Here is a 26,106-nt window from a genome sequence, read left to right as displayed (position 1 = left end):
TCCCCTCAAACTCAGAGCATGCACGAGACGCAGCCCTCGACCTCGGTGCCTTCGAGCGCCAGCTGGCGCAGGCGGATGTAGTACAGCGTCTTGATGCCCTTACGCCACGCGTAGATCTGCGCCTTGTTGATGTCCCGGGTGCTGGCCGTGTCCTTGAAGAACAGCGTCAGCGAAAGACCCTGGTCGACGTGCTGAGTCGCCTCGGCGTAGGTGTCGACGATCTTCTCGTAGCCGATCTCGTAGGCGTCCTGGTAGTACTCCAGGTTGTCGTTCGTCATGAACGGCGCCGGGTAGTACACGCGACCGAGCTTGCCTTCCTTGCGGATCTCGATCTTCGACACGATCGGGTGGATCGAGGAGGTCGAGTTGTTGATGTACGAGATCGAGCCGGTCGGCGGCACGGCCTGGAGGTTCTGGTTGTAGAGGCCGAACTCGCGCACCGACTCGGCGAGCATCCGCCAGTCCTCCGGCGAGGGAATGGTGACACCGGCGTCCTCGAACAACTGCTTGACCCGGGGAGTGCGCGGCGCCCAGGTCTTTTCGGTGTACTTGGTGAAGTACGAACCGTCGGCGTACTTCGAGTCCTCGAAGCCGACGAAACGCGTGTCGCGCTCCCGGGCCAGCAGGTTCGACGCCCGGATGGCGTGGTAGGCCACCGTGTAGAAGTAGATGTTCGTGAAGTCCAGGCCCTCGTCCGAGCCGTAGAAGATGCGCTCGCGGGCCAGATAGCCGTGCAGGTTCATCTGCCCCAGGCCGATGGCGTGCCCGCCGGCGTTGGCGCGCTTGATCGAGGGCACCGACTCGATGGACGTCTGGTCGGAGACCGCGGTCAGCGCCCGGATCGCCGTCTCGACGGTGCGGCCGAAGTCGGGGGAGTCCATCGCCGTCGCGATGTTCATCGAGCCCAGGTTGCAGGAGATGTCGCGGCCGACGTAGTCGTAGGACAGGTCGGTGTTGAACGTCGACGGCGTGGAGACCTGGAGGATCTCCGAGCACAGGTTGGAGTGGGTGATGCGGCCCTTGATCGGGTTGGCCGCGTTCGCCGTGTCCTCGAAAAGGATGTACGGGTAACCCGACTCGAACTGCAGCTCGGCCAGCGTCTGGAAGAAGTCGCGGGCGTTGATCTTCTTCTTGCGGATGGCGCCGTTGTCGACCATCTCGCGGTACTTCTCGCTCACGCTGATGTCGGCGAACGGCACCCCGTAGACGCGCTCCACGTCGTACGGCGAGAACAGGTACATGTCCTCGTTCTTCTTCGCCAGCTCGAACGTGATGTCCGGGATCACGACGCCCAGCGAGAGTGTCTTGATCCGGATCTTCTCGTCCGCGTTCTCCCGCTTGGTGTCAAGGAACTGCATGATGTCGGGGTGGTGGGCGTGCAGGTACACCGCACCCGCGCCCTGACGCGCCCCGAGCTGGTTGGCGTAGGAGAAGGAGTCTTCGAGCAGCTTCATCACGGGAATGACACCGGACGACTGGTTCTCGATGTGCTTGATCGGCGCGCCGTACTCGCGCACGTTCGACAGCAGCAGGGCCACACCGCCGCCGCGCTTGCTCAGCTGCAGCGAGGAGTTGATGCCCCGGGCGATCGACTCCATGTTGTCCTCGATGCGCAGGAGGAAACACGAGACGGGCTCACCCCGCTGGGCCTTACCCAGGTTGAGGAAGGTCGGGGTGGCCGGCTGGAAACGGCCGGTGATGATCTCGTCCACCAATTGGAGCGCGAACGTCTCGTCACCCGAGGCCAGCGTGAGCGCGACCATCGAGACCCGGTCCTCGAAACGCTCCAGGTAACGCTTGCCGTCAAAGGTCTTCAGCGTGTAGGAGGTGTAGTACTTGAACGCGCCGAGGAAGGTCGGGAACCGGAACTTCTTCGAATAGGCGTGCTTGTACAGCCGTTTGATGAATGCCCGGTCGTACTGGTCGAGCACCGCGCCTTCGTAGTACTTGTTCTCGACCAGGTAGTCGAGCTTCTCGTCCAGGTCGTGGAAGAAGACCGTGTTCTGGTTGACGTGCTGCAGGAAGTACTGCCGCGCCGCCTCCCGGTCCTTCTCGAACTGAATCTCGCCCTGCGGACCGTAGAGATTCAGCATCGCGTTCAGGGAGTGGTAGTCCATACCCACTTCCAGAACGTCCGTCATACCGACTGTCGCTGCCAAAATCGTTCCAATCCATCTCGGACGCGTGAGACGTCCTCTGCTGTTCCCATGAGTTCGAAGGCGTACAGGTAAGGCACCTGGCACTTCGCCGCGATGATGTCACCGGCGATGCAGTAGGCCTCACCGAAATTCGTGTTACCGGCGGCAATCACGCCCCGGATGAGCGAACGGTTGCCCTCGTCGTTGAGGAACCGGACCACCTGACGGGGCACGGCTCCACCCTCGTTGCCCCCACCGTACGTCGGTACCACCAGAACGTACGGGTCGCTCACGTGCAGGAAGGGGTCGGTGGGACGGAGGGGAATCCGTTCCGCGGCGACATCCAGCTTCTGCACGAAGCGGTGCGTGTTGTCGGAGGCGCTGGAGAAATAGACCAGCGAGGTCATCCGATCAGACAGTCTGCGCCACCAGGGCCTTGATCCGGTCGGGGCGGTAGCCCGACCAGTGGTCGTCGCCGGCGATCACGACGGGAGCCTGCAGGTAACCCAGCGACATGACGTGGTCGCGGGCCGCGTCGTCCTGCGTGATGTCAACGACCTGGTACTCCAGGTCAGTCTTCGCCAGCGCCCGGTACGTTGCGTCGCATTGAACGCAGGAAGGCTTGCTGTAAACAGTGATAGTCATCTCGCACATCCCGATCTTCGAGAACCTCGTGCGCGGTGGAGAGCCCGGGTGAACACAGACCGGCCCCAACGGGCAGCCTGAAGTCATCCGGTTCCGTCCCTCGCGGCACCTCGGACGCACACACCACGATGGGTGCGCGCATTGCTGGCAGGTCTTCGGACTCGCAGGCATGCGCCGTGAGCGCACCTACTGACCGTCGCTTCCCAGGTCCGCAATCGCGGGCCCAGTGCTGTCTGACGGTGGTCGTTCCCACTCACCGCTGCGGGGCAGTCCCGGATTTCCACCGGCTTCCCTCTTGCGACGCCCTCCCTGGCTGGAAGGGCGAACCAGCAACAGGCAGCACCATATGCCGTAGGTGGGGGTGCCCGCGACAACTAGATCTAGTAGGCGTGTCGGCGTGCTGTCCGGACAGGGAGAAATCTGGACCCCACGTGATCAAGCGGCATCAGGGCGCTACCGATGCATCTGCAGTCCCACTGAAGGGGCTGATCGGGTGGGGCCGTCGGCGGGGGAGCGCAAACGTGGGCAAACGCCGTCGGACCCGAGCGGTGCTCTGCTCAGCCCTGCTGGTCGCGGCCTGTTCGACCTCCAGCGGCTACGTCTGGTCGCAGGCAGCCCCCGGGACTCTGATTCCCGGGACTCCCGTGACGACCGCGACACCGGGCCCGACGGCGTCGCCCGGAAAAGTGATGAAGAAGATTTCCGGCAGTGGACGCGCACGGCTGGCCTTCGCCGGCGACGTCCACTTCCAGGGGGCGATCTTCTGACGGACGCGGGGGCGAGCGTCGTGGTCGGCAGTCACGCCCATGTCCTGGAGCCGTCGGTGCAGCGGGGCCGTACGGCTGTTCATTACGGCCTCGGTAATTTCGTGTTCTACGCCGATGGCGGCGCGGGTGCGCAGACCGGTGTTTACGGCGTGGTGGTCGATCGTCGGGGCGTGGTCGAGACCTCCTGGCGTCCGGCAAGAATTAATGGTGGACGTCCACAACTGCTGAGCGGTCGGGTCGCCGATGCGGCGGGGCGGGAACAAAGAGCCCTGGCCGTGCACTGTGGATTGGCCTGAGGATTGAGCTTGCTTGATTAACGGGGAGGTTTTGCCTGATCACGTTTTCCTGGTCGTGATCAGGCAAGACCTCCCCGGGTTCAGTTACCCCTGAAGTCGGGCTTGCTCTTGGACACGAAGGCCGTGACCGCCTCGGCATGATCGGCGGTCAGGGCCAGGCGGGCCTGGGCCTGGGCCTCGTGGTGCAGCACCGTCGACAAGGGGGCCGTGCTCAGGAGGTGCTTGGTCTCGGCGTAGGCCCGGGTGGGGCCGGCCGCCAGCTTCGCGGCCAGGGCCCGGGCCCTTTCCTGAACCTCGGGCCCCGGCACCACCTGCCCGGCGATGCCCCACGTCACCGCCTGGGCCGGGGTGAAGGGCTCTCCCAGCAGCAGGAGTTCTTTCGCCCGGGACTCGCCCACCGAACCGGGCAGGGTCAGGGAAAGGCCGGTGTCGCAGGTAAATCCGATGGCGGTGAAGGCTGTGGCCAGGTGGGCGTCGTCGGCGAACACCCGCAGGTCGCAGGCCAGGGCCAGCGCCAGCCCGGCTCCTACGCACGTTCCCTGCACCGCGGCGATCACCGGCTTGGGCATGCTGGCCAGGGCCTTGACGATCGGGGCGTAGTCGGCCTCCACCGTGTCGGTGGCGTGCGCCGGGTCGGCCTTCAGCAGCGCGGCGTGCTCGGCGAGGTCCTGGCCGCTGCAGAAGGATCCGCCGGCGCCGGTCAGCACCACGGCGCGCACGTCGGGTGCCGCCGCGACCGATTCGAGGGCCGTGCGGAGCGACTTCTTGGCCTCCGTGTCGAGGGCGTTGCGACGTTTCGGCCGGTCGATCGTGAGAACTGCTACCGCACCGTCTCGTTCGACGATCATCGGGCCTCCTTCGCCACCAGCGTCAGCACGTCGTAGGTGGCCACCGGGTCGCCGTTCTGGTTGGTGACCACCGCGTCCCACCGCACCTCGCCGTAGTCGGCACTGTTGCGGGGCGTGATCTGCTTCACCGTGAGCTGCACGCAGATCGCGTCGCCGGCCTTCACCGGGGTGAGGAACCGCAGGCCGTCGACGCCGAAGTTGGCCAGCACCGGGCCCGGGGCCGGGTCGACGAACAGGCCGGCGGCCAGCGACACCACGAGGTAGCCGTGGGCCACGATGCCGCCGAAGAGCGGGTTCCGCTGCGCCGCCCGCGCATCGGTGTGGGCGTAGAAGGTGTCACCGGTGAACTCGGCGAAATGCTCGATGTCGTCGAGGGTGACGGTGCGGGCGGCCGTGGAGATGCTGTGCCCGATCTCCAGTTCGGCGAGCGAGTAGCGGAAGGGGTGCTGTTCCGGGGTGATCCGCGTCGAGCCCGGGGTCCAGCGGCCGGTGACCGCCGTGAGCAGGTCGGGGGAGGACTGGATCGCCGTGCGCTGCAGATGGCCGAGCACACCCCGGACGCCGCCGAGTTCCTCACCACCGCCCGCGCGTCCCGGGCCGCCGTGCACGAGCATCGGCAGCGGGGAACCGTGGCCCGTGGACTCCCGGGCGTCGTCGCGGTCGAGCACGAGGATGCGGCCGTGCCACGGGGCCAGGCCCAGCACCAGGTGGCGGGCGACCTCCGGGGAGTGCGTGATCACCGACCCGGCCAGGCTGCCCCGGCCCCGGGCCGCCAGGGCCACGGCCTCGTCGAGCGACTCGTAGGTGAGCACCGTGCTGACCGGGCCGAAGGGCTCCACCTCGTGCGGCTGGGGCGCTCCCGGGTGGGCCCGCAACAGGAGGGGCGAGACAAAGGCACCCCGGGCGTCCCCGATTGGCCGTGAAGGGTCACCGAAGACCACTTCCGCCCCGGCCCGTAGGGCCTCCACCGCCTTGAGTACCTCGTCCCTCTGCCCGATGCTCGCCAGGGCGCCCATCCGGACCTGCGGATCGCGGGGATCGCCCACCCGGACCTTCGCCAGGCGTTCCGCGATGGCGTCCGAAACACTCGCTGCCATAAGGGAAGGGACGATCACCCGGCGGATGGCCGTGCATTTCTGCCCGGCCTTGACCGTCATCTCGGTGACGACGCCCTTCACGAACAGATCGAACTCCGGGTCGGAACCGGTCACGTCGGGCCCGAGCACCGAGCAGTTCAGCGAGTCGGCCTCGACCCCCAGGTGCACGCCCGCGTCGAGTACGTGGGGGTGGCGGCGCAGGATGCCCGCGGTGTGGGCGGAGCCGGTGAAGGCGACCGAGTCGTGCACGCCCAGCTCGTCGAGCAGGGAACCGGCGCTGCCCGCGACCAGTTGCAGCGAACCCGGCGGCAGGATGCCCGAGGCAATGATCAGTCGCACCGCGCGCTCGGCCAGATAGGCCGTCTGGCTCGCGGGTTTCACGATCGTGGGCAGGCCGGCCAGGAAGGCCGGGGCGAGCTTCTCGAGCATGCCCCAGACCGGGAAGTTGAAGGCATTGATCTGGACGGTGACGCCCGGCCGGGAGGTGTAGATGTGCTGGCCGACGAAAGTGCCCTGCTGACCGAGGGTCTCCAGGGCGCCGTCGAACACGATGGTGTCGTTCGGCAGCTCCCGCACGCCCTTGCTCGCGTAACTGAACAGCGTGCCGATGCCACCGTCGACGTCCACCGCCGTGTCGCGGGTGGTCGCGCCCGTATGCAGGCTCAGGTCGTACAGCTCCGGCTTGTGCTCGTTCAGATGCTGCGCCAGCGTCTTCAGCAGCTTGGCCCGCTGATGGAAGGTGAGGGCCCGCACGGCCGGTCCGCCGACCTCGCGCGCGTGGGTCACCATCGCCGCGTAGTCGAGCCCACGGGCGCAGATGCGGGCGACCTCGTCACCGGTGGTCGCGTCGAGCAGGGGGTCACCGTCGTCATCGGCCCGGAACCAATGCCCCGCGACGTAGCTCTCCAGCAGCGTGGTCACGCCAGATCCTCTCGACAGCGTTGTCCAGATGTCTTTTTCGCCATGCCGTTGCGCTTCTGCCCGACTCGTGTCACGTTAATACAGACCGATCGGTAAGTAAATGATGGAGGCGACGATGCCCGGCCAGGCCGACCATCAGGCGCACTTCGACGAGGTGATCGCCCGTCACGACCGCATCGAACCGCGCGACTGGATGCCCGATGCCTACCGGCGCACCCTGGTGCGGCAGATCGCCCAGCACGCCCACTCCGAGATCATCGGGATGCAGCCGGAGGGTAACTGGATCAGCCGGGCGCCCTCGTTGCGCCGCAAGGCGATCCTGCTGGCCAAGGTGCAGGACGAGGCCGGCCACGGGCTGTACCTCTACTCCGCGGCCGAGACGCTGGGAGTCTCCCGGGACGACCTGGTCGCGATGCTCCTGAGCGGGAAGCAGAAGTACTCGTCCATCTTCAATTACCCCACGCTGAGCTACGCGGACGTCGGCACGATCGGCTGGCTGGTCGACGGCGCGGCCATCTGCAACCAGGTGCCGCTGTGCCGCACCTCGTACGGGCCGTACGGGCGCGCGATGATCCGGATCTGCAAGGAGGAGTCGTTCCACCAGCGGCAGGGGTACGAACTGCTGATGACGATGATGCGCGGTACCCCGGAGCAGCGGGACATGGTGCAGGAGTCGGTGAATCGGTTCTGGTGGCCCTCCCTGATGATGTTCGGGCCACCGGACGAAAGTTCGCCCAACACCGAGCGGTCGATGGCGTGGGGCATCAAGCGGAACTCGAACGACGACCTGCGGCAGAAGTTCGTCGACATGACCGTGCCGCAGGCGCAGGCACTGGGGGTGAGCCTGCCCGACCCGTCGCTGACCTGGAACGCCGACCGTGGGCAGCACGATTTCGGGCAGCCTGACTGGGACGAGCTGTTCGCCGTGATCCGCGGTGACGGTCCCTGCAACACCCAGCGTCTCGCGCATCGCCGCCGGGCTCACGAAGACGGCGCGTGGGTGCGGGAGGCGGCCTCCGCGTTCGCCGCCCAGGAAGAGCCCGGGCATGGGTGAATGGCCGCTGTACGAGGTCTTCGTGCGGAGTAAGCGCGGGCTGAACCATGTGCACGTCGGCTCGCTGCATGCCGCCGACGACGAGGCGGCCCTGCGCAACGCCCGGGACGTGTACACCCGGCGCAATGAGGGCGTGAGCATCTGGGTGGTGCGTTCCGACGCGATCACGGCCTCCAGTCCCGACGAGAAGGACTCCCTGTTCGACCCGAGCGGCGACAAGGTCTACCGGCACCCGACCTTCTACACGATTCCCGGTAGCGTCCCGCACCTGTGAGGAAGCTTCATGAATGACGATCTGTTCGGCGGGGATTCGTCGCAGTGGGCGTTCGGCACGGATTTCGAGGATCCGCTGGCCGGGGTCGACACCACCATGGTGGACGACGTGGTCGCCGACGATCTGGCGCTCTACTGCCTGGGTCTCGCCGATGATGCGCTGATCATGTCGCAGCGTCTGTCCGAATGGTGCAGCCGCGCGCCGGAGATGGAAGACGATGTGGCGCTGGCCAACCTGGCGCTCGACCTGCTCGGCCAGGCCCGGCTGCTGCTGGCCCGCGCCGCCGCGGCCTCCCCGTCCGTCGTCCCGGTTCTTCCTGAGGGGTCCCCGGTCCCGCCCGAAGACGCCCTGGCCTTCTTCCGCTCCGCCGGCCAGTTCCGCAACGTGCGCCTCGCCGAGGTGCCGGGAGGCGACTTCGCCCACGTCATCGTCCGTCTGCTGCTCTTCTCGGTGGCCCGTCGGGAGCTGCTGGAGCGGCTTCGCGGAAGCCGGGACCAGGTGCTTGCCGCCGTGGCCGCGCGGGGCGTGAAAGAGGTTTCCTATCATCGGGACTGGTCGGCGCGGTGGTTCCTCGTACTGGCCCGCGGGACGGGGGAGTCGCGGCGCCGGCTGATCTCCGCCCTCGACGAACTGTGGCCGTACCAGGCCGAACTGGTGCGGTGTGGTGCTGTCGATCTCGCCCTGGCCGACGCGGGCGTGGGTGTCGATCCGACGACGTACGCCGGAGCGGTGGACGCCGTGCTCGGGGAAGTTTTCGCCACCAGTGGGGTGGAGCGGCCCTCACGGGGTCCGCTCGCCGGTGTCGGTGGTCGTCTCGGCCGGGACGGGGTGCACACCGAGGCGCTGAGTCTGCTGCTGGCCGAGATGCAGGTCGTCGCGCGGGCGCATCCGAGGGGGCGTTGGTGACGTCGCCTGCCGAGGTGGCGGCCGGGGTGACCGATCCGGAGATGCCGATGCTCACGCTCCTGGATCTCGGCGTTCTGCGGTCGGTCGAGATGGAGGACGACGTGGTCGTCGCATCGATCACGCCCACCTATCTGGGGTGCCCGGCGATGGCGACGATGCGGGACGATCTGGTCCACCGGCTGAACGATGCGGGTTTCGGGCGGGTCGAGGTGCGGGTGCAGCTCGATCCACCGTGGTCGAGCGACTGGATCACCGATCGGGGCCGCCGGGCGCTCCGGGAGAACGGGCTCTCGGAGCCCGGGAACGTCGGCCGTTCTGTGGGACTTTCGCTCGGACCCACCCGGCGGAACCTGTACTGCCCCCGCTGCGGATCACCCCGGACCCGGCTGCTCTCCGAGTTCGGGGCCACGGCCTGCAAGGCGCTGTACCGCTGCGATGAGTGCCTCGAGCCCTTCGAGCACGTGAAGGAGATCTGATGGCCGGGTTCCACGGGCTGCGGGTGCGGGGTGTGGGGCAGCTGTGTGACGATGCCGCGGCGGTCACGTTCGACGTACCTCCCTCGCTGAAAGAGACTTTCGCCTTCCGGGCCGGACAGTCTGTGACCCTGCGCCGGATGGTCGACGGTGTGGACCACCGCCGCTCGTACTCGATCTGCTCGGCGGTGGGTGAACCTCTGCGGATCGGGGTGCGGGAGATCCCGGACGGAATGTTCTCGTCCTGGCTCGTGCGTCAGGTGCGGCCCGGGGACCAGATCGAGGTGTCTCCGCCGGCCGGGTCCTGGCGTGCCGATCCGGGACCGGGGGAGCGTCATCTCTGTATCGCCGCCGGATCCGGTATCACACCGATGCTTTCGGTGGCATCGACGGTGTTGCGGCATCCGGGCGCCCAGGTGTCGCTGCTCTACGGCAACCGCACCAGCCGCACGGTGATGTTCGCGGAGGAGCTGGCCGACCTGAAGAATGCGCACGGGTCCCAGGTGCAGATCGTTCATGTGCTCAGCCGTGAACCCCGCGACGTGGAACTGTTCTCCGGACGCCTCGACGCGGAACGGGTGCGCCGCCTGCTCACCGAACTCGTGCCGGTGGAGAACTTCGACCAGATCTGGCTGTGCGGTCCGCTGGAACTGGTGGAGTCGTCCCGTAAGGTACTGGCTTCTCTCGGGGTTGCCGCCGGCAAGATTCACGTCGAGCTGTTCTACGCGGATGCCCCGCCGCCGCCACCTCTTCGGGCCTGCGCGGTTCCGGAGGGGGCTACCACGGAACTGACCACTGTGCTCGACGGTCTTCGCTCGACCGCCGTGGTCTCGCGGGATGTCGCGATTCTGGACGGTGCTCAGGCGACCCGGGCCGATCTGCCGTTCGCCTGCAAGGGCGGCGTGTGCGGGACCTGCCGGGCGGTGGTGCGGGAGGGGGAGGTGGACATGCGGCGTAACTACGCCCTCGAACCGGCCGAGGTGGAGGCCGGTTTCGTGCTGACCTGTCAGAGTTTTCCGGTGAGTGACGGGGTGACGGTGGACTTCGATGCGTGAGCTCGAGGTGGCGGAGCGGAGTGTGGCCGCCATGCTGGCCGGTGACCGGGCCAGTGCTGCGCTCGGGATGCGGCTGGAGTCGGTGGCGCCGGGGCGGGCCGTCATGTCCATGCTGGTGCGCCCGGACATGACCAACGGTTATCAGATCTGTCACGGCGGGCTGATCGCCGCGGTCGCCGATACCGCGTTCGCCGCCGCCTGCAACACCTACGGGGATGTGACGGTGGCGGCCGGATTCGACATCACCTTCCTCGAATCCGCGCGACTGGGAGATCATCTCGAGGCCCGGGCCGAAGAGCGGGCCCGGCGTGGAAGGTCCGGGGTCTACGACGTCACGGTGGTGCGCCGGGCCACCGCCGCCGCCTCCGAGACCGTCATCGCCGAGTTCCGCGGGCGCAGCCGGTCTCTCGGGAAACCGATCAGCGAGCCGATCAGCGAGCCGATCAGCGAGCCGATCAGCGAGCCGATCAGCGAGCCGATCAGCGAGCCGATCAGCGAGCCCTGAGCCCGTCGAAGGCCAGGTCGGTCACGGCGTCGGCCACCGTGCCGGGATCGTAGGTGCCGTCGGCGTGGTACCACTCGACCAGCGAGTTGACCATGCCGAAGAGCAGACGGCTGACCAGGCGGGGCGGGATGTCGGCGCGCAGCGAACCCTCCCGCGCGGCCTGGGCGACCAGTTCGGCGAGCTGGTCGTCGAGCCACCGCCGGCGTTGCAGCGCGGCCAGCTCGACCTCGCTGTTGCCCCGCACCCGCAGGAGCAACGTGACGCTGGACTGGTGCGCCATCAGCACCTCGACGCTGCGCCGCACCACCGACCGCAGCCGTTCGTAGGCGCTGAGGTCCGACGTGGGTTGCGTGGCCTCGGTGACGGCGGCGGTGAGTTCGTCGAGCGCGTCGTCGAGGGCGGCCGAGAGCAGCTGTTCCTTGCCGTCGACGTGGTGGTAGATCGCGGCCTTGGTCAGCCCGAGCTCCCTGGCCAGGTCGCCCATGCTCGTGGCGTCGTAGCCGCGCCGGTTGAACAGATCCACGGCCGTGCGCAGAATCGTGGCCTGGTCGTAGCCGGGCCGCCCCCGCCGCCGCGGTGTCGCGGGTTCGGGTACGGCGGCGCTGGTCACGGCGCCCAGCCTCTCACGAGGAAGGGTTCAAACCTCTCCGTGATCATGCAAAACCTCCCCGGTGTTCTAGAACTGTGGAGATGAGAGTTCTAGAACTCGGGGGAGGTTTTGCATGATCACGGCGGGGTTGTTGTTGGTGGTGCTTGCAGACGGGCCGCCTGCCGGGTGAGGTGGTCCCGCTCGGCGATGTTCGTGGCCTGCGTCGCGGCCCGGGCGTAGGCCGTTGCGGCGCCTTCCTTGTCACCGGAACGTTCCAGCAGGTGTCCCCGGACCGCGTGGAGCCGGTGGTGCCACGCGGGTAGGCGGGGTTCCACGGCCGAGAGCGAGGCCAGGCCGGCCTGGGGTCCGTCCACCTCGCCCACCGCCACGGCCCGGGAGAGGGCTGCGGCCGGGGTGTCGTGGATTGCCAGGAGTTCGTCGTACCAGGACAGGATCTGCGGCCAGTCGGTCTCTTCCGGGGTGGCGGCGTCGTCGTGGAGGGCCGCGATCGCGGCCTGCGCCTGGTACTCGCCCAGCCGGTCGGCGGCCAGGGCGGTCTGCAGGGCCAGCACCCCCTCTTCGATGCGGGCGGTGTTCCAGCGCGAACGGTCCTGGTGGTCGAGGGGTACCAGCGAACCGTTCGCGAGATACCGCGCCGGACGCCGGGCGTCGTGCAGCAGCATCAGGGCCAGTAACCCGAGCACCTCCGGTTCGGAACGCGAGGGGCGCACCAGCAGACGGGTCAGGCGGATGGCCTCGGCCACCAGGTCGACCGACCCGCGATGGCCCTCGTTGAAGATCAGGTACAGCACCCGCAGCACCAGGGCCAGGTCGCCGGGCGCTCCGAAACGCACGCCCGTCAGGGACTTCTTCGCCCGTGAGATACGCTGCGCCATAGTGCTTTCGGGTACCATGAAGGCCGTGGCGATCTGCTGGGTGGTCAGCCCGCCGACGGCTCGCAGGGTCAGGGCCACCGCCGAGGGTGGGCTCAGCGACTCGTGACAGCAGAGGAACAGCAGGCGCAGGGTGTCGTCGTTCTGCTCGGTCGGGCCCGGTTCGGGTTCCAGCGCCACGAGATCTTCACGCCGCCGCCGCGACACCTCCGAGCGGGTGCTGTCGACCAGGCGCCGGGAGGCCACGGTGATCAGCCAGGCCCGGGGGTTGTCGGGTTCGCCGGTCTCCGGCCACCGGGACCAGGCCTGTAGCAACGCTTCCTGCAAGGCGTCCTCGGCCGCCGCGAACGGGGTGCCGCGGCGGACGAGGACGGCCAGCACCTGCGGGGAGAGGTCCCGCAGGAGTTGTTCCACGATCAGTCCTCGGATCGGCGTCGGATCAGGCGTCGGCCGAGGGCGGATCCATCTCCAGGATCTGCCGCACCTCGATCCACTCGAACAACGGCTTGCCGTCCTTGGCCGGGGCGGAGGAGGCGCGGGCGGCGATCTCGACGGCCCGCTCCCGCGACTCGACGTCGACGAGGAACCAGCCGGCCACCAGCTCACCGGACTCCGGGTACGGGCCGTCGGTGACCACCGGGGCCTGGCCGGTGCCGCCGAACCGCGCGTAGGAGACCTCCGGCCCGATGGCCTGCGCGTCGACGAACTCGCCGCTCTCGCGCAGCTCGTCGGCGAGCTGGATCTGGAAGGCGATGTGCGCGTCCACGTCTTCCGGTGCCCACTCGGTCATCGGGACGTGGCTGGGCATCCGCTCGGGCCCGTGACCGTAGTGCTTGAGCAACAGGTACTTCGCCATGTCGATCTCCTTCGCCGGGTTCTCTGGAGAACGGCCATCCTGCCGTTCTCACCCCCTGGTCGGAGCCGTATCCGGGTTCTCGACACGGGTGACCAGCAAAATTGAGGACGCGTATGCGCACCGGTGCGCACACGCGTCCTCAATTTTCGTGATGGCTCTTATTCGATGATCGGACCCGCGGCGCGCTCCGGCTCGCTGCGCAGGCGCGAGTGCCGGTACCCGTAGGCGGCGTAGATGACGATGCCGACGATCAGCCAGACGATGAACCGGATCCAGGTCTGGGCCTCCAGCGTGGTCATCAGGTAGATCGCGAAGCCGATGCCGAGCAGCGGCAGCAGCGGGTTGAGGGGCACCCGATAGGCCCGGGGGAAGTCGGGCTGCTTGTACTTCAGGATGATCACACCGGTGTTGACCAGGACGAACGCGAACAGGGTGCCGATGTTGACCAGCTTGACGATCTCGCTCAGCGGCACCAGCGCGGCCAGGATCGCCACCAGCAGACCGAGCATGACCGTCAGCAGGGCCGGGGTGCCGAATCGCGGGCTGATGCGGGCCAGGCCCTTCGGTAGCAGACCGTCGCGGCACATCGAGTAGAAGATGCGGGTCTGGCCGAACAGGATCACCAGGCAGACGCTGGTGATGGCGACCAGGGCCCCGAACGAGAGCAGGGACGCGGCCCAGGTGATGCCCGCGCCGTCGTCGAGAGCGGCGGCCAGGGGGGCGTCGCTGCCGCTGAGCTGGTCGGCGCTGGCCAGGCCGACCGCACCGAGCGAGACCAGCACGTAGAACACGGTGACGATGGCCAGCGAGGCGAGGATGGCGATGGGCAGGTCGCGCTTGGGGTTGCGGGCCTCCTCGCTGCCGGTGGATATCGCGTCGAAACCGATGAAGGCGAAGAAGATCAGCGACGCGGCGCCGACCACCCCGTCGCGGCCCGCGGGGGCGAACGGGTGCAGGTTGCCGGACTTGAAGTTGGCGAAGGCGACGATGATGAAGAAGACCAGGATCGCCAGCTTGATGCCCACCATCACCAGGTTCACCCGGGCGCTCTCGCGTACGCCGAGCACCAGGACCAGGGTGATGGCGAGCACGATGAAGACCGCGGGTAGGTTCAGAATGCCGCCGTCCTCGGGCGATTTCGCGATGGCGTCGGGCATCTGCCAGCCGAAGGTGCTGTCCAGGAACTCGTTCCAGTTCCCGCCCCAGCCGACCGCGATACCCGCGACCGAGACCCCGTACTCCAGGATCAGGTCCCACCCGATGATCCAGGCCACCAGCTCGCCGAGGGTGGCGTAGGAGTAGGTGTAGGCGCTGCCCGAGACCGGGATGCTGGAGGCCAGCTCGGCGTAGGACAGGGCGGAGAACATGCAGGCCACGGCGGCCAGCGCGAACGAGAGCACGACCGCGGGGCCGGCCTTCCCGACGCCTTCGCCGATCACCACGAAGATGCCGGTGCCGATGGTGCCGCCGATGCCGAGCGCGGTCAGCTGGGTGGCGCCGACCGCCCGTTTCAGCTGGCCGTCACCGGATTCCGTTTCGGCGACCAGATTCTCGAGGGAGCGGCGCGTGGTCATGTGGGCGACGGGCGCCCGGGTGCTGTCGACGAGAGCGGTCAGGCGTGGGGGCAGGGCCATCAGGGCACCTCTTCCAGCCGGGGCCAGGGCGCGGCCGGGCGCCCTCCGCGGCGTCCCCCGCCCGTGACCGGGATTCAGAATTCAGTTCTAGGGAGCGCGTTAACCAGTAGTAAGCCCGTGGTGACGGATCCGCCACCGCAGAGTGGCCAGTGCGGACGAAAGGGACGGGATCGGGAGTCGTTCGGGCACTCGGAGTCGGGTGGGCACATGTCGGGTGGCCCTATGTCGGGTGGCCCTATGTCGGGTGGCCCTATGTCGGGTGGCCCTATGTCGGGTGGCCCTATGTCGGGTGGCCCTATGTCGGGTGGCCCTATGTCGGGTGGCCGCATGTCGGGTGGGCGCATGTCGGGTGGCCGCATGTCGGTAGCCACATGTCGGGTGGCCCTATGTCGGGTGAACGCATGTCGGGTGGGCACATGTCGGTGGGCACATGTCGGTGGGCACATCTTGGTGGGCACATGGAGTCGGCTCGCGGGTGGGGCGCAACGAATGCACCTGCTCTCACACCGGCCGCCGGCGCGATGGCCAGGGACATGCGCCGGGCTCGGTGGGGCCCTCGGTGGGGCCCTCGGTGGGGCCCTCGGTGCGGCTTTGCTCGCACGATCTATGGCAGAACGGCCGTCGCGTTGTGTACACCTGGTACACGCGGTACCGGATGTACCAGGTGTACACAACGGATACCCGCCGCCTCACGCGTCGGGCACCACCGGCCTGCCCGAAGCCGGCGACATTCGCGGTCACCGTCCTGGTGCCTGCCTCATGCGCCATCGCCTACCGCGGAGGCACCCGGTGGGCCGTCCGGCGGCGTCCGGTTTGAGTCACGGGCGTCCGGTTTGAGTCACGTAGGACCACGTAGGACCAGCTACGAGGGCTCGTAGCTCCGTGCGAGACTGCTGGGCATGAGTGTTCCGGCTGGCGGGTCGGTGGCTCGGGACCCCTCTGAGCTGGTGCTGGCCGCCCAGGCCGGAGACGTGGCTGCGCTGGGCACGCTGCTCGCCGAGCACCGCCCGGCCATGCTCGCGGTGGCGCTGAGCTTTCTGTCCGAGCCGGCCGACGCCGAGGATGCCGTGCAGGATGCCGCCCTGATCGCGCTGACCCGGATCGGCGACCTCCGGGACCCCCGGGCTGTCGGACCCTGGCTGAAGATGATTGTGCGCAACGGCTGTCGCATGCGCCTGCGGGCCCGGCCTCCGGTGGGTGGCATGCCTGACCTGGCGGCGGATCCCGAGAGTGATCCGGCCCGGCTGATCGAGCGGCACGTGGCCCGGGACTGGATCTGGCACGCGCTGGACCAGCTCTCCCCTCCGCTGAGGGTGGTGGTGCTGCTGCGGTACTTCACGCGCACCACCGGCTACGAGCAGATCGCGGCGTTGTGCGGGGTGCCGGTCGGCACCGTGCGCAGCCGGCTGAGCAAGGCCCGCGCGACGCTGGCCGGGCTGCTGCTGGCAACGGGCGAGTCGCGTTATCAGGGACCCGATCTGGAGACCTGGCAGCGGTACCGGGAGCTGTTCTCCGACCTGGCCGGCGGCACCCGCTCGATGGCTGGGCTGCATCAGGAACTCCACCCGCGGATGGAGACGGTCTGGGACTCCACCCGGCGCACGGTCGGTCTGGAACCGGTGGTGGGACTAATCGACCGCAGTGCCGGTGCCGGGGTCGGGCTGCGCGTGGTCAACCTGGTGGCCGGCCGGGACATCGTGGTCTGCGAGACGCAGACGCTGAACCCGGCGGAGAACCCGGACCACTGTCCGCCGGGCGTCGCGTGGCTGCTGCGTCTGGAGAACGGGCGGGCCGATCAGCTCCGGCTGTTCCACGAGCCGCGCGGGAAGACGGCCTGAAAACAGTTCCGCCGGTGAGCGAACTTTCCGGCGCTCTCCGCATCGTGTGGGTGATCCCCCGTTCCAGAAGATGCGGAAGGCTACACAGCGATGTCAGTCAGTGACACCACCTATGTTCTGATACCCGGCGCCTGGCAGGGCGGCTGGGCCTGGACCCCGGTCGCCCGGAGGCTGCGGGCGGCCGGTGCCCGAGCCGTCACGGTGACCCTTCCCGGGCTGGGCGACGGTGACGACCGCACCGGGCTGCGCTTGTCCGACGCGATCGACCACGTGGTCAGCACCGTGACGGAGCTGACGGAACCGGGGAGGCCGGTCACCCTGGTCGGCCACAGCTGGGGCGGCTACGTCGTCACCGGCGCCGCGCACCGGCTCGGCCGGGATACGGTCGACCGGGTCGTCTACTACAACGCCGTGGTGCCGGAACCCGGTACGGCCATGGTCGACGAGAACCAGGCCTATGCGGAGATGATCCGGGCCGCGATCGACGCCGCACCCGACGGCACCATCTCGGTCGTCCCCGAGCGGGTGCCGATACTCCTGCCCGATGCCACGCCGGATCTGAGCGACCTGTTCTTCGATCTGCTCGCGCCGCAGCCGGGTGCCTACTTCACCGACGCTCTCGAGGCGCCGCTGCTGACCGAGGTGGGCACCGACGTCCACTATCTGCTCAGTGAGAACGATCAGGCGCTGGCCCGGCCGGGCACCGAGTTCGCGGCCCGGCTGGGGCTCACTCCGGTGATGCTCACCGGCGGGCACCAGTCGATGCTGACCCACCCCGACGAGGTCACGGCCGCGTTGCTGAAGCTCTGAGGGTGCTGCTGGTGCCCTGAGGAGGTCAGGGCACCAGCGACTTCTCGTCGGGGGAGGAGAGGCTGAGCACCACGCCGGCCACGGCGGGGGAGGCGGCGATCTTCGCCTCCAGCGCCCGCAGCCGCACCGCCACGTGCGACTCCACGTCGTTCCCGTCCAGGTCCACGTCGCCGACCAGGGTGACCATGCGCGGCCCGATGATCTCGATGCGCAGGTAGGTGATGCGGCTGACCTCGGGCAGTTCCAGCAGGGCGCCGATCACCTGGGAACGCACCCGGGGATCGGCCTCCTGGCCGATGAGGAAGCTGCGGTTGCGCTGGATCAGCACGAGCGCGACCACACCCAGCACCAGGCCGACCAGGATCGAGCCGATCGCGTCGGGGATCGGTGACCCGGTGATCTGGTGCAGGCCCAGGGCCCCGGCCGCGATGAGGATGCCGACCAGAGCGGCGGAGTCCTCGAAGAACACGGCTCGCAGGGTGGGGTCGGACGTGGCCAGCACGTGCTCGAACACGTCGCGCTGCATCGAGGCGGCCTCGGGCCGGGCCTGACGCAGCGACTGCAGGAACGAGGTGCCCTCGAGCAGGAACGAGACGCCCAGCACGATGTAGCCGATGATGAAGTCGCCGGCCTCCTCCTGGGTGAAGAGCTCCTGCACGCCGTGGGTCACGGAGACCGCGGCCCCGGCGACGAACAGGCCCAGCGCCGCGAACATGGACCAGACGTAGGCCTCGCGGCCGAAACCGTGCGGATGCGTCTCGTCGGGGGCCCGGCCGGCCCGCCGGTTCGCGATCACCAGGAAGATCTCGTTGCCGGTGTCGGCCCAGGAGTGCGCCGCCTCGGCCACCATCGACGCCGAGCCGGTGAGCACCGCCGCGATCGATTTCGCTATCGCGATCACCAGATTCGCGGCGAAGGCGATGGCGACGGTAAGGGTGCTCTCGTTGCCGCCGTCGTCACCGGTGAGTTCCAGCGGGACGTGCACGATCGCCGTTTCGGGTACCTGGTCGCCGCGTGCGGGTAGGGACTCGTTCAGCGGATCACCAGGCATGAGGCCAGGTCTAACACGGTCTTCCGGAGCGCGCCCGTTCGCCGTGGAGGGCTGTGTTCCGGGTCTCAGGGGAAGGTTCGCATGATCACGACGGGTTGTGCTGCATGATCACGGAGTGAATTTGCTGGAGTCACGGACCTAACATTCTTGATCATCGATTGGCGGGGGCCGGGTACTGCCCTCTTGGTGCCCTTTGTCTCCCCGTACACGCTCCGGAGTCGTCAAATCTCCCGACTGATCTGCTGAAATTCTCCTGCGCAGGGTCGATGCACCCCTGGAGGATGGGTTGTAAAAGGACACGGTGACGAGATGCTGGCACCACCTCAATCCCACTCTGAACAGCAGACTCTCCCTATCCGTCATGAACAGTGACACTGAGTGGTGAAACTGTTTGAACTTGACGTCTCTTTAAGATTTAGACAATTGCGTGACTGCACCCTGTTACCTGCGCCAACTAGGCGTGGACGGTTCGGACGAGCCATATGACAGGGGAGTGGCAAGGCGTGCTGACCAAGAAGCGGGTTGTGGCGGCGACCGCACTGGTGGTTGTTGCTGCTGCAATCGGGACCGTGCCGGCGATCGCCGGCCAGGATCCGAAACCGGAAAGAACTGCGGTCGGGCCGGCCGTCTCCTGGACGAGCACGGACGGCGCCGCCTACATCTCCGACTACTCGGACATGCCCAAGAGCAAGAAGTGGCGCCGGGACCACAAGCACAGCACAGGTAACTGGCCCGGCCGCTGGCAGGACGAGGTCGGCCCGGAAGAGGTCGCGCCGGGGCAGACCGGCCCCAGCACCGCGACCTCCGAGTCGGTCATCCCTGCCCCGAGTGGCCCCTCCAGCACGACGGAATCGGGCTACACAGCGGGCAATTCGACCTCGTCCAGCAGTGCGACGGGCACCCCGAGCACGACGACGACCAGCGCCCCGACCGTGACGGCCACCGCGACGGGTACGGCAACCGGTACGGCGACCACGGGGGCGCCGACCTCGAGCGCGACGGCATCCGTTCCCGCGCTGTGCTCAACGCCCACTGCTACCGAAACCACCGCTCCGGCGGAGGGTTCCACCGAGGCGACCACGACGTCCACCAGTACCAAGACCACCGGCTCGAGCGACGGCAGCGCCATGAACCCGTGCTCGACGACGAACCGCTCGGGTCTGCCGTGGGGCGCCAGCGGCCTCTACATGGCGGGCAGCAGCGCCGCCAACGCCGAGGCCTTCGCGGCCTGGCGGGGTGCCCCGGTCGACGTGGTCGTGGACTGGCCCGCGCGCCAGACCTGGGACGACGTCATCAACCCGACCTGGATCTTCGACGCCTGGAAGGACACGCCCTACATGAAGGCGCTGGGTGTGGCGCCGATCCCGGAGGGCGACAGCAGTGCCACCATGGCGGGCTGTGCGGCCGGGCAGTACAACGACAAGTGGAAGCAGTTCGGCAAGAACTTCGCCGACAACGGCATGGGTGACTCGATCATCCGGCTCGGCTGGGAGTTCAACGGCAACTGGTACCTGTGGAGCGCCAGCAACCCGGGGCAGTTCGCGCAGTGCTGGCGTCAGATCGTCACCTCGGCGCGCACCACGGCTCCCGACCTGAAGTGGGACTGGACCGTGAACCGCGGTGTCAGTGCGGGTCTCGCCGACGCCACCCAGGCCTACCCGGGGGATGAGTTCGTCGACATCGTCGGTGTCGACTCCTACGACATGTGGCCCGGTGCAGCCAGCGACCAGACCTGGGACGAGCACCTCAACGGTGACTTCGGCCTGAAGTTCTGGGCCGACTTCGCCAAGAAGCACGGCAAGAAGATGAGTGTTCCGGAGTGGGGCTGCTACCCGGGCACCGCTCACGCCGGCAACAACGGCGGGGACAACGCCTTCTACATCGAGAAGATGGTCGAGTTCTTCACCAGCATGGGCTCGGACCTGGCCTACGAGGCCTACTTCAACGAGAACGCCTCGTACTACGCCGGAGCCATCTTCCAGCCCACGCAGATCCCGAAGGCGGCGGGTGAGTACCAGACCCTGATCGCCGCGGCCGACTCCGAGGAACCGGCGGAGACGACCAGTACCCCGTAGTAACCGGCACCACAAGAACGGCCGCACCCACTGCCCGGGGTGCGGCCGTTCGTCGTGGGGTGCCCGGGCCGCCGAACGGATTACCGGGGCCGGGTGAATCCGTGCCCGGCGTATCCGTTTACGGGGCGTTCGCCCGGAGCTCTTCTCCTAGCCTGGGGTCTTCACCGGGGGTTTCCGCGTGAAGGAGGTGCCAGCGGTGATCTTCACCATCGTGTGCCTGTTCGTCACGGCCGTGGCCGTGGTAACCGTGATCAGCCTGTATCGACGAGACGCCCGGAACAGCCGCCGCATCAGTGACGAGGGCAGCGAGTTCCTGGAAACCTTCGAGACCGCACCACCCCGGAGATCGGAGGATTAGGAGCGGGCGCCGATCGCGTGCTCCATCGCCAGCTGGTTCAGCCGCACGAACCCGAAACCGCGCTCGGCGACGGCGTCCACATCGAGGTCTTCGTAGGCGCTGGTGTCGGCGAGCAGGTCGGCCAGGGACTCACCCTCGGCCAGGGTCGGCTGCGAGAGCTCGAGCACGCCGGAGTACTCCAGCGCCTCCTGCACCTCGGGGTCGGCGCGGAACGCCTTGGCCCGCTCGGCGAGCAGGATGTAGCTGGACATGTTCGCGGCGGCCGAGTCCCACACACCCTGCTTGTCCTCGGTGCGTGAGGGCTTGTAGTCGAAGTGCCGGGGGCCGTCGTACGTCGGGCCGCCACCGGGAAAACCGTTCTCCAGCAGGTCGACCGTGGCGAACGCGGAGAACAGGTCGCCGTGGCCGAACACCAGGTCCTGGTCGAACTTGATGGTGCGCTGGCCGTTCAGGTCGATGTGGAAGAGCTTGCCCGCCCACAGGGCCTGCGCGATGCCGGTGGTGTAGTTCAGCCCGGCCATCTGCTCGTGGCCGACCTCCGGGTTGAGGCCCACGATGTCGCCGTGCTCCAGCTGGGCGATGAAACCCAGGGCGTGGCCCAGGGTCGGCAGCAGGATGTCGCCGCGCGGCTCGTTCGGCTTGGGCTCGATCGCGATGCGGAGGTCGTAGCCCTTCTCCTTGATGTAGGCGGCGACCGTGTCGATGCCCTCGGCGTAGCGGGCGTGGGCCGCGTTCAGGTCCTTGGCGCTGTCGTACTCGGCGCCCTCGCGGCCACCCCACATCACGAACGTGGTGGCGCCCAGCTCGGCGGCCAGGTCGACGTTGCGCACGACCTTGCGCAGGCCGTAGCGCCGCACCCGGCGGTCGTTGGACGTGAACGCGCCGTCCTTGAAGATCGGGTGGCTGAAGGTGTCGGTGGTGACCATCTCGACGGTGATGCCGGTGTCGGCCAGTGCGCCCTTGAACCGCTCCAGGATCTTCTCCCGGTCGAAGGCGCTGCTGCCGAACGGCACCACGTCGTCGTCGTGGAACGTGACGTGGGCGGCGCCGAGCTCGGCCAGCTTCGTCACCGACTCGACCGGGTCGAGCCACGGGCGGCTGGCGCTGCCGAACTGGTCCTGCGCACGCCATCCGACGGTCCAGAGCCCGAAGGAGAAACGGTCTGCGGGGATAGGGGTACGCGTCATCGCGGATCACTCCAGTTCGCTTCGCGGAAGCATTTAATCTACGCCGTGAATTTATCCATGGATGGGGATAGGGTCAAGACATGGCACCTCCGGTTGCGCCGGTCAGGCAGGACTGGATGCGCGAGCACAACCTCTCGCTCACGCTCTCCGCCGTGCTGGATGCCTCCGAGCCGGTGTCGCGGGCTCAGGTCGCCGCCCGCACCGGTCTCTCCCGGGCCGCGGTGACCAACCTCGTCGACCGTCTGGTGGAAGCCGGCCTGGTGCGTGAACTCGCACCCGTGGCGCTCCAGCGCGGCCGTCCGTCCGTTCCCCTGGTCCCCGTCGCCCGTACCGTCGCCGCGCTCGGTCTCGAGGTCAACGTCGACTACCTGGGGGTCCGGGCCGTCGACCTGACCGGTGAGGTGATCGCCGAGCAGGTGCTGCACGCCGACCTGCGCGGTTCCGAGCCGGCGGTGGTCGCTGCGCGGCTGGGGCGAGTGGCGGGGGAGGTGCGGGCCCGGGCGGTCGCGCTGGGGGCGCGCATCGCCGGTTCGACGCTGGCGCTGCCGGGCCTGCTCGACTCCTCGTCGGTGTTGCGTACCGCGCCCAACCTGGGCTGGCGCGACCTGGACGCGATCGGGCTGCTCCCCGCCGAACTGGTGGGCGGCGCCGTCGGTTTCACGGTCGCGAACGAGGCCGACCTGGCGGCCCGGGCGGAGATCCGGGCCCGCCGGCCGGACGACGGGAAGCCGAGCTTCTTCTACGTCTCCGGGGAGATCGGGATCGGTGGGGCGCGGGTGCTGGGCGGTGCCCTGAGTGCCGGGAGCCACGGCTGGGCCGGGGAGGTGGGGCATGTGGTGGTCGGTTCCTCGCCGACTTCGCTGACCCGTCTGGAAGATGTGGCCGGCCAGCGGGCCCTGATGCGGAACGCGCAACTGCCGGAGGGCGCACCCTTCAGCGATCTGGTGGAGGCGGTCACGCAGGGTGCCCCGCCGGCGGTGGCCGCGGTGCGGCAGGCCGGCCGGGCCCTGGGCATCGCGCTGGCCGCCGTGGCCCACATCTCCGACATCGACGAGGCGGTGCTGGGCGGCACCTTCGCGGCCCTCTTCGACACCGTGGCCGGGCCGGTCGAGGCCGCGCTGGCCGAGCTGGTGGTGTTCAGCGACTGGGTGCCGGTCGCCGTGACCCGGGCCCGGGCCGGTGATTACGCGGCCATGACCGGGGCGGCCCTCACCGTCATCGACCGTCTGGTGGCGCGGCCCAGCGTGTGGCCGACAGCGTCATGAGCACGCCGATCGCCGCCCCGCCGAGATTGAGCAGGACGTCGTCGGTGGACGTGACCCGGCCCTGACGATCGAGACACTGGTAGAGCTCGATGGCGAAGGAGAACCCGCCGCCGAGTGCGAGAACCGTCAGCAGGCGGCGCGACAGGAAGTACACCAGCGCCCCGACCGGGACGAACATCAGCAGGTTGCCGATGATCTCGGTGCCGGTGCGGTCGTACTCGCCGAATGTGCTGAAGGGCGCCCGGGCCCAGTACAGCCCGACCTGCGGATCGGTGCCCGGCAGGGTGAGGGCGAGGTCGCCCAGCACGACGAGGCCGAGCAGGAGCACCGGGGCCCGGGTGCTGCCGGCGCAGTGCCGGCGGCGCAGCAGGATTTCGAGCCTGATCAGGGCGACCAAGGCTGTGAAACCGGTGGAATGGGTGATCAGGCCGCGTACCACCCGGAAACTCTAGAGCCCGGGTGGGTGGCTGAGGACGGCGCCTGCTCAAGCGCCCGCGGCGCCACGTCGACCGTTCCGGCAGACAGGCAGGCCGGACAGAGGGGGCGCGGTGTCGGACACATCCGGGGTCGAGGACGAACTGGCGGAACTACGGAGCCAGGTGGAGGCCTACGGACGTGGGCAGGCCCGGGCCGAGTACGACCGCAGCGGCACCGTGATCGCGGTGAACGAGCAGTTCGCCGACCTGGTCGGCTACGCGCCCGTCGACCTGGTCGGGCGGCACCACAGTGCATTGGTGCCGGCCGAGGTGGTGCAGTCGCCGGAGTACGAGGAACTCTGGGAGGAGCTGCGGGCCGGCGGGAACCCGTACGGTGAGTTCCGTCGCGTCTGGCAGGGCAAGCGGGACCTGTGGATCCGCTCCACCTGGACCCCGGTGCGCAACGCGGCCGGCGACGTGGTGAAGGTGATCGAGTACGCGCTCGACATCACCGCCGCCAAGCGGGCCGCGGCCGACGCCGAGGGGAAGATCGCCGCGATCAGCCGCTCCCAGGCCGTGATCGAGTTCGACCTGAGCGGTGTGGTGATCGAGGCCAACGACAATTTCATGCAGGTCATGGGATACACCCGCGACGAGGTGATCGGCCGGCACCACCGCCTGTTCGTGGCGCCCGACGAGGCGCGGTCGGCCGCCTACCGGCAGTTCTGGCAGCGGCTCAGCGAGGGTGAGTTCGTCGCCGGGGAGTTCCACCGGGTGGGCAAGGGCGGCCGGGACGTCTGGTTGCAGGCCGTTTACAGCCCGATCCTCGACATTGACGGAAAGCCCTGGAAGGTGGTCAAGTTCGCCGTCGACGTGACGGACGCCAAGCGCCGCAACGCCGACTTCGAGGGCAAGGTGGCCGCGATCGACCGCTCGCAGGCGGTGATCGAGTTCGACCTGAACGGCATCGTCCAGGTCGCGAACGACAACTTCCTGCAGACGATGGGGTACGACCGCAGCGAGGTGGTGGGCAAGCACCACAGCATGTTCGTGCTTCCGGGTGAGGAGAAGTCCGAGGAGTACCAGAACTTCTGGCGGCGGCTGCGGGAGGGGGAGTTCATCTCCGGGGAGTTCCACCGGGTGGCCCGGGGCGGTCGCGACGTCTGGCTCCAGGCCATCTACAACCCGATCCTCGACATTGACGGAAAACCCTGGAAGGTCGTCAAGTTCGCGGTCGACATCACGGCGGCCAACGTTCGCAACGCCGACTTCGAGGGCAAGATCGATGCGATCAACCGGTCCCAGGCCGTGATCGAGTTCGACCTCGAGGGGGTGGTGCTCGCCGCGAACGGCGCCTTCTGCGACCTGCTGGGCTATCGCCTGGAGGAGATCGTGGGCCGCCACCACCGGCTCTTCGTGAAGCCGGAAGAGGCGAGCAGCGCTGGTTACCAGAGGTTCTGGGACCAGCTGGCGCGGGGTGAGTACGATTCCGGGGAGTATCTGCGGGTGGGCAAGGACGGGCGCGAGGTGTGGATCCGCGCCACCTACAACCCGATCCTGAATTCCGACGGAAAACCCTTCAAGGTGGTCAAGTTCGCCACCGACGTGACCGCCGAAAAGCTGCGCAACGCCGACTACGCCGGCCGGGTCGCGGCCCTCGACCGGGCCCAGGCGGTGATCGAGTTCGATCTCGAGGGCCGGATCCTCTCGGCGAACGACAACTTCCTCAAGACCGTCGGCTACACCCTGCGCGAGATCCTCGACCAGCACCACAGCATGTTCTGCAGTCCGGAGTACGTGACCTCCGAGGAGTACCGCGACTTCTGGCTGCGTCTGCAGCGCGGGGAGTTCCGGTCCGGCCGGTTCCACCGGGTGGGTAAGTACGGGCGCGACGTGTGGATCCAGGCCAGTTACAACCCGATCCTCGACCTGAGCGGTCAGCCGGTGAAGGTGATCAAGTACGCGTACGACATCACCGACCAGGTGCAGCTGGAGCAGCGGCTCAAGGCCAAGACCGAGGCCATGAGCATGGCGGTGCAGCAGCTCACCGAGTCGATCGAGGCGATCTCGATGAGCACCAAGGACGCCAGCCAGTGGTCCAGCTCCACGCAGGAGGACGCCGAGACCGGTTCGGCCGCCCTGCGGGAGTCGGTCG

The 26,106-nt window shown here is 68.2% G+C and carries 26 protein-coding genes and 1 riboswitch; of the genes, 14 read left to right on the top strand and 12 right to left on the bottom strand.

The window, feature by feature from the left end:
• Positions 1-11: 11 nt before the first annotated feature.
• The 3 genes from nrdE to nrdH are packed head-to-tail and all read right to left on the bottom strand — an operon-like array spanning position 12 to position 2,783.
• Entirely contained in the window at positions 12-2,141 is a 2,130-nt protein-coding gene (nrdE, locus tag LR393_RS21985) for a class 1b ribonucleoside-diphosphate reductase subunit alpha (RefSeq protein ID WP_231486028.1), read from the bottom strand.
• Positions 2,138-2,545 (bottom strand): class Ib ribonucleoside-diphosphate reductase assembly flavoprotein NrdI, encoded by a 408-nt coding sequence (gene nrdI, locus LR393_RS21980; protein ID WP_231486027.1) that lies wholly within the window; start codon positions 2,543-2,545, stop codon positions 2,138-2,140. Before nrdI ends, nrdE begins: the two co-directional genes overlap by 4 nt.
• 4 nt (positions 2,546-2,549) lie before the next feature.
• Entirely contained in the window at positions 2,550-2,783 is a 234-nt protein-coding gene (nrdH, locus tag LR393_RS21975) for a glutaredoxin-like protein NrdH (protein WP_231486026.1), read from the bottom strand.
• Between the two features lie 129 nt (positions 2,784-2,912).
• A riboswitch (cobalamin riboswitch) is annotated at positions 2,913-3,129 on the bottom strand.
• A 175-nt stretch (positions 3,130-3,304) separates the two neighbouring features.
• Here nrdH and LR393_RS21970 point away from each other — a divergent pair.
• Both LR393_RS21970 and LR393_RS21965 read left to right on the top strand, forming a co-directional pair.
• Positions 3,305-3,550, top strand: a complete 246-nt coding sequence (locus LR393_RS21970) for a hypothetical protein (protein WP_231486025.1) — start codon at positions 3,305-3,307, stop codon at positions 3,548-3,550.
• A 20-nt stretch (positions 3,551-3,570) separates the two neighbouring features.
• A complete protein-coding gene (locus tag LR393_RS21965; RefSeq protein ID WP_231486024.1) occupies positions 3,571-3,846 on the top strand; it encodes a metallophosphoesterase family protein in 276 nt (91 codons plus the stop codon).
• Positions 3,847-3,926: 80 nt separating this feature from the next.
• Here the strand turns inward: LR393_RS21965 and LR393_RS21960 are convergent, their stop codons facing one another.
• Both LR393_RS21960 and paaZ read right to left on the bottom strand, forming a co-directional pair.
• Positions 3,927-4,694, bottom strand: a complete 768-nt coding sequence (locus tag LR393_RS21960) for an enoyl-CoA hydratase/isomerase family protein (protein ID WP_231486023.1) — start codon at positions 4,692-4,694, stop codon at positions 3,927-3,929.
• A complete protein-coding gene (gene paaZ / locus LR393_RS21955) occupies positions 4,691-6,712 on the bottom strand; it encodes a phenylacetic acid degradation bifunctional protein PaaZ (RefSeq protein WP_231486022.1) in 2,022 nt (673 codons plus the stop codon). The genes LR393_RS21960 and paaZ overlap by 4 nt, the downstream gene beginning before the upstream one ends.
• A 115-nt stretch (positions 6,713-6,827) precedes the next feature.
• On the opposite strand from paaZ, the gene paaA reads away from it, so the two are divergent.
• From paaA to paaI, 6 genes are read left to right on the top strand one after another with little or no spacing between them, the layout of a single operon-like run.
• Positions 6,828-7,766 (top strand): 1,2-phenylacetyl-CoA epoxidase subunit PaaA, encoded by a 939-nt coding sequence (paaA, locus tag LR393_RS21950; protein WP_231486021.1) that lies wholly within the window; start codon positions 6,828-6,830, stop codon positions 7,764-7,766.
• Positions 7,759-8,040 (top strand): 1,2-phenylacetyl-CoA epoxidase subunit PaaB, encoded by a 282-nt coding sequence (paaB, locus tag LR393_RS21945; protein ID WP_231486020.1) that lies wholly within the window; start codon positions 7,759-7,761, stop codon positions 8,038-8,040. Before paaA ends, paaB begins: the two co-directional genes overlap by 8 nt.
• 9 nt (positions 8,041-8,049) lie before the next feature.
• On the top strand, positions 8,050-8,946 hold the full coding sequence (gene paaC, locus LR393_RS21940; protein ID WP_231486019.1) for a 1,2-phenylacetyl-CoA epoxidase subunit PaaC: 897 nt from the start codon (positions 8,050-8,052) through the stop codon (positions 8,944-8,946).
• Positions 8,943-9,422 carry a 1,2-phenylacetyl-CoA epoxidase subunit PaaD gene (gene paaD, locus LR393_RS21935; protein ID WP_231486018.1) on the top strand — a complete coding sequence of 160 codons (480 nt, stop codon included), beginning with the start codon at positions 8,943-8,945 and terminating at the stop codon, positions 9,420-9,422. Before paaC ends, paaD begins: the two co-directional genes overlap by 4 nt.
• Positions 9,422-10,474 (top strand): 1,2-phenylacetyl-CoA epoxidase subunit PaaE, encoded by a 1,053-nt coding sequence (paaE, locus tag LR393_RS21930; RefSeq protein WP_231486017.1) that lies wholly within the window; start codon positions 9,422-9,424, stop codon positions 10,472-10,474. The genes paaD and paaE overlap by 1 nt, the downstream gene beginning before the upstream one ends.
• The gene (paaI, locus tag LR393_RS21925) at positions 10,467-10,979 is read left to right on the top strand and encodes a hydroxyphenylacetyl-CoA thioesterase PaaI (RefSeq protein ID WP_231486016.1); all 513 of its coding nucleotides are present in this window, start codon (positions 10,467-10,469) and stop codon (positions 10,977-10,979) included. The genes paaE and paaI overlap by 8 nt, the downstream gene beginning before the upstream one ends.
• Here paaI and LR393_RS21920 read toward each other — a convergent pair.
• The 4 genes from LR393_RS21920 to LR393_RS21905 form a co-directional block, all read right to left on the bottom strand.
• On the bottom strand, positions 10,966-11,589 hold the full coding sequence (locus LR393_RS21920; RefSeq protein WP_231486015.1) for a TetR/AcrR family transcriptional regulator: 624 nt from the start codon (positions 11,587-11,589) through the stop codon (positions 10,966-10,968). The two genes, paaI and LR393_RS21920, sit on opposite strands and share 14 nt — an antisense overlap.
• A gap of 116 nt (positions 11,590-11,705) precedes the next feature.
• On the bottom strand, positions 11,706-12,878 hold the full coding sequence (locus tag LR393_RS21915; protein WP_345718844.1) for an RNA polymerase sigma factor: 1,173 nt from the start codon (positions 12,876-12,878) through the stop codon (positions 11,706-11,708).
• Between the two features lie 22 nt (positions 12,879-12,900).
• Complete coding sequence (locus tag LR393_RS21910; protein WP_231486013.1) at positions 12,901-13,317, bottom strand: YciI family protein; 417 nt, start codon at positions 13,315-13,317, stop codon at positions 12,901-12,903.
• 158 nt (positions 13,318-13,475) lie between these two features.
• Positions 13,476-14,951, bottom strand: a complete 1,476-nt coding sequence (locus LR393_RS21905) for an amino acid permease (RefSeq protein WP_231486012.1) — start codon at positions 14,949-14,951, stop codon at positions 13,476-13,478.
• Between the two features lie 899 nt (positions 14,952-15,850).
• Between LR393_RS21905 and LR393_RS21900 the strand changes: the two genes are divergently transcribed.
• Both LR393_RS21900 and LR393_RS21895 read left to right on the top strand, forming a co-directional pair.
• The gene (locus tag LR393_RS21900) at positions 15,851-16,789 is read left to right on the top strand and encodes an RNA polymerase sigma factor (RefSeq protein WP_231486011.1); all 939 of its coding nucleotides are present in this window, start codon (positions 15,851-15,853) and stop codon (positions 16,787-16,789) included.
• Between the two features lie 90 nt (positions 16,790-16,879).
• Positions 16,880-17,599, top strand: coding sequence for an alpha/beta hydrolase (locus LR393_RS21895; RefSeq protein ID WP_231486010.1), 720 nt, complete (start codon positions 16,880-16,882; stop codon positions 17,597-17,599).
• Between the two features lie 25 nt (positions 17,600-17,624).
• On the opposite strand, the gene LR393_RS21890 is transcribed toward LR393_RS21895, so the two are convergent.
• Positions 17,625-18,650 (bottom strand): cation diffusion facilitator family transporter, encoded by a 1,026-nt coding sequence (locus LR393_RS21890; protein WP_231486009.1) that lies wholly within the window; start codon positions 18,648-18,650, stop codon positions 17,625-17,627.
• A 503-nt stretch (positions 18,651-19,153) separates the two neighbouring features.
• Between LR393_RS21890 and LR393_RS21885 the strand changes: the two genes are divergently transcribed.
• Both LR393_RS21885 and LR393_RS21880 read left to right on the top strand, forming a co-directional pair.
• Complete coding sequence (locus LR393_RS21885) at positions 19,154-20,725, top strand: glycoside hydrolase family 26 protein (RefSeq protein ID WP_231486008.1); 1,572 nt, start codon at positions 19,154-19,156, stop codon at positions 20,723-20,725.
• 178 nt (positions 20,726-20,903) lie between these two features.
• Entirely contained in the window at positions 20,904-21,083 is a 180-nt protein-coding gene (locus tag LR393_RS21880; RefSeq protein ID WP_231486007.1) for a hypothetical protein, read from the top strand.
• On the opposite strand, the gene xylA is transcribed toward LR393_RS21880, so the two are convergent.
• Positions 21,080-22,270 carry a xylose isomerase gene (gene xylA / locus LR393_RS21875; protein ID WP_231486006.1) on the bottom strand — a complete coding sequence of 397 codons (1,191 nt, stop codon included), beginning with the start codon at positions 22,268-22,270 and terminating at the stop codon, positions 21,080-21,082. The genes LR393_RS21880 and xylA overlap by 4 nt on opposite strands.
• Before the next feature lie 80 nt (positions 22,271-22,350).
• Between xylA and LR393_RS21870 the strand changes: the two genes are divergently transcribed.
• Positions 22,351-23,535 carry an ROK family transcriptional regulator gene (locus LR393_RS21870; protein ID WP_231486005.1) on the top strand — a complete coding sequence of 395 codons (1,185 nt, stop codon included), beginning with the start codon at positions 22,351-22,353 and terminating at the stop codon, positions 23,533-23,535.
• On the opposite strand, the gene LR393_RS36565 is transcribed toward LR393_RS21870, so the two are convergent.
• Positions 23,486-23,974 carry a VanZ family protein gene (locus LR393_RS36565; protein ID WP_231486004.1) on the bottom strand — a complete coding sequence of 163 codons (489 nt, stop codon included), beginning with the start codon at positions 23,972-23,974 and terminating at the stop codon, positions 23,486-23,488. The two genes, LR393_RS21870 and LR393_RS36565, sit on opposite strands and share 50 nt — an antisense overlap.
• A 109-nt stretch (positions 23,975-24,083) precedes the next feature.
• Between LR393_RS36565 and LR393_RS21860 the strand changes: the two genes are divergently transcribed.
• The coding region (locus LR393_RS21860) for a PAS domain-containing protein (RefSeq protein ID WP_231486003.1) at positions 24,084-26,106 on the top strand (2,023 nt) is incomplete at its 3' end.

Source organism: Kineosporia mesophila (genome assembly GCF_021129235.1).
Taxonomy (GTDB): domain Bacteria; phylum Actinomycetota; class Actinomycetes; order Actinomycetales; family Kineosporiaceae; genus Kineosporia; species Kineosporia mesophila.
Note: the sequence above shows the minus strand (reverse complement) of the source record. Positions and strands in the feature narration are given on the sequence as shown.

Coding starts and splice junctions, on each gene's coding strand:
- paaC (WP_231486019.1), top strand. CDS start 8,050: ATGAATGACGATCTGTTCGGCGGGGATTCGTCGCAGTGGGCGTTCGGC.
- xylA (WP_231486006.1), bottom strand. CDS start 22,270: ATGACGCGTACCCCTATCCCCGCAGACCGTTTCTCCTTCGGGCTCTGG.
- LR393_RS21890 (WP_231486009.1), bottom strand. CDS start 18,650: ATGCCTGGTGATCCGCTGAACGAGTCCCTACCCGCACGCGGCGACCAG.
- LR393_RS21905 (WP_231486012.1), bottom strand. CDS start 14,951: ATGGCCCTGCCCCCACGCCTGACCGCTCTCGTCGACAGCACCCGGGCG.
- LR393_RS21895 (WP_231486010.1), top strand. CDS start 16,880: ATGTCAGTCAGTGACACCACCTATGTTCTGATACCCGGCGCCTGGCAG.
- LR393_RS21900 (WP_231486011.1), top strand. CDS start 15,851: ATGAGTGTTCCGGCTGGCGGGTCGGTGGCTCGGGACCCCTCTGAGCTG.
- nrdH (WP_231486026.1), bottom strand. CDS start 2,783: ATGACTATCACTGTTTACAGCAAGCCTTCCTGCGTTCAATGCGACGCA.
- paaB (WP_231486020.1), top strand. CDS start 7,759: ATGGGTGAATGGCCGCTGTACGAGGTCTTCGTGCGGAGTAAGCGCGGG.
- paaE (WP_231486017.1), top strand. CDS start 9,422: ATGGCCGGGTTCCACGGGCTGCGGGTGCGGGGTGTGGGGCAGCTGTGT.
- LR393_RS21870 (WP_231486005.1), top strand. CDS start 22,351: ATGGCACCTCCGGTTGCGCCGGTCAGGCAGGACTGGATGCGCGAGCAC.
- paaI (WP_231486016.1), top strand. CDS start 10,467: ATGCGTGAGCTCGAGGTGGCGGAGCGGAGTGTGGCCGCCATGCTGGCC.
- LR393_RS21910 (WP_231486013.1), bottom strand. CDS start 13,317: ATGGCGAAGTACCTGTTGCTCAAGCACTACGGTCACGGGCCCGAGCGG.
- nrdE (WP_231486028.1), bottom strand. CDS start 2,141: ATGACGGACGTTCTGGAAGTGGGTATGGACTACCACTCCCTGAACGCG.
- LR393_RS21960 (WP_231486023.1), bottom strand. CDS start 4,694: ATGATCGTCGAACGAGACGGTGCGGTAGCAGTTCTCACGATCGACCGG.
- paaA (WP_231486021.1), top strand. CDS start 6,828: ATGCCCGGCCAGGCCGACCATCAGGCGCACTTCGACGAGGTGATCGCC.
- nrdI (WP_231486027.1), bottom strand. CDS start 2,545: ATGACCTCGCTGGTCTATTTCTCCAGCGCCTCCGACAACACGCACCGC.